Here is a 2,042-nt window from a genome sequence, read left to right on the forward strand (position 1 = left end):
TATTAACACGAACCATTTCACTCATCTAATCACCTCTTGTATATCGTACTACATAAATATAACATCAGTTTAAACACAATATCAACACTAAGATACACCAGAACAATGTAAAAGTGGGACTCTATCCGCTATTAATATAAACAAGTTAAGAAAAACAAAAAGAGAGCATCATATTGACACCCTCTTGACACACAGAGAAGCACACGCTAATATCATAAACGAGTATAGTTCTTAATATTTTCTAATATAGATAACCAACAGTCCTGTAGAATGGGGTCCACCGCCAAGTGATCCATTTCTTCAAGGGCTTTTTTTATACTCTCTTTAGTTCTACGAGGGAACTCTTTCATATCCATAGTTCCATTAGAATAACAAATCAAACAAGCTTTTAATGCCCCTTTAACATTATTCAAATTAAAAATCGAGAATGTATAAGATTCATCAATACTAAACGGAGGACTCTTCCTTATTTCGTCTACCACTACACCGTCAGAGTCTCTCCAACTATACTCAATACGAGTCAAATTCTCTTCTTCTATCATTCTTTTAAAATGATTATATAACTCCTTTTTCTTATCATATATCTTCAAATATCCATCTTTATTTCTATTTCCATAATAAACAGTTCCTTTATGTCTATCCTGTTGCTTTCCTGTTTTACTATAAGACACAATATCACTCATATGACGCTCTATATCAAAAGCAATATCCATACCATAAACCACTCGCTTATTAGACTTCAAAACTGCATTTAACGTATGAAAAACGGTTTCAAACACTTTTTCATAACTATCTTTTTGCAACTCGTTATTTTCAAATTTAGAAGGGTTAAAATCAACTTTCATATCATAGCTATCTTTTTCCTTTTCCGAATTATGTTTCCACCCTATATAAACTGCACCTTCACCATATCCAATATGTATAACTCTATGATAATCTCTAACAGACGTCCCATGTTCTGACCTAATAGGTGTATTCGGTAAAAAAATCTGCTTTGACGATATTTTAGTTAAAACATCACTAAATTGTTTCTCTGTTACATCTTTATACTTAATCATTAGCCTATCCAAATAAACTTGCATAAAATCTATCCCGCTCCTTATTTTTTATTAAACATGTCATTTTGTACACGATTTTCGGCTATTAGAATGTCCGAAAATGTCTTCGCCACATTTCTACAATTTACCCACACATTGAATTATACTGTTCAATCTCTATCGTGACTTCAAAAATTTCTAATTGCCCTAAATAAGAACTAATAGCATTATCCAATAAAAACTCAACATTCTCTGGATCAACTACACTTTCACCAGGAACTCCAAACAACTTTACACGTAATTCGCTAATTCTTTTCAAATCATTCAATTGTCTTTCTGTCAGTTTCAAATTGTTACCCTCACTTTCTATCAATCTGCTCCTACACCTCCGTTACCTCGCCGACCGTACGCTCTTCTCACTCATTCCATTTCGTTTGCCATCAGTTCACGCGCCGTCGTGTCCTTTGAGAGTCCACTCCGTCACCTTACCTTCTGTCTGCACTTCACTTCATTCATGTCGCTCCCTTAAGTCGTCTACTTCCGGCTCCGTCGAATACACTTAATAAATAAGTGCCCATTTACACAGTTAACTGCCATGGGTTTCCTTTCAGTCATACAACGTTCACCCAAGTGAATAATAATTACAACTCATACGATTACAAAAGCCGTTTCCTAATTGTTCAGGGACCCATGCACGGATATTCTAAATGAGTAGGTGGCGGGCAAACTTCAGCCACACCAACTACGCATTTAGTTTATCGATGTGCATCTCCTAATCAATAAGACTACATTTTCGAAACATAACCGTTACTTCAACTCAAACATATTCCCTTTTTGATTCAATTGTTGCTGCGTTACATTTTCAAACATCATACTCAACATTTGTTGCATCTTTGGCATTTGTTCCAACATAACCTTTTGATTCACATAATTCTCTAAAGCTAAATGAACTAAAGTGCTTTTCGGTACACCACTTTCTTTGCTATACTCGTCCAACCAATCATT

The 2,042-nt window shown here is 34.9% G+C and carries 3 protein-coding genes; all 3 read right to left on the bottom strand.

The window, feature by feature from the left end:
* Positions 1-212 precede the first annotated feature (212 nt).
* Positions 213-1,082, bottom strand: coding sequence for a hypothetical protein (locus ABES03_RS25780; protein ID WP_001198524.1), 870 nt, complete (start codon positions 1,080-1,082; stop codon positions 213-215).
* 100 nt (positions 1,083-1,182) lie between these two features.
* Positions 1,183-1,386 (bottom strand): hypothetical protein, encoded by a 204-nt coding sequence (locus tag ABES03_RS25785; protein ID WP_002100596.1) that lies wholly within the window; start codon positions 1,384-1,386, stop codon positions 1,183-1,185.
* Between the two features lie 458 nt (positions 1,387-1,844).
* A partial coding sequence (locus tag ABES03_RS25790; RefSeq protein ID WP_430122083.1) for a hypothetical protein occupies positions 1,845-2,042 on the bottom strand: 198 nt, incomplete at its 5' end.

It is taken from the genome of Neobacillus rhizosphaerae, assembly GCF_050477885.1.
Classification (GTDB): Bacteria; Bacillota; Bacilli; order Bacillales; family Cytobacillaceae; genus Neobacillus; species Neobacillus rhizosphaerae_A.

Excerpts from the sequence above, each read along its gene's own strand:
- ABES03_RS25780 (WP_001198524.1), bottom strand. The coding sequence starts at position 1,082 with ATGCAAGTTTATTTGGATAGGCTAATGATTAAGTATAAAGATGTAACA.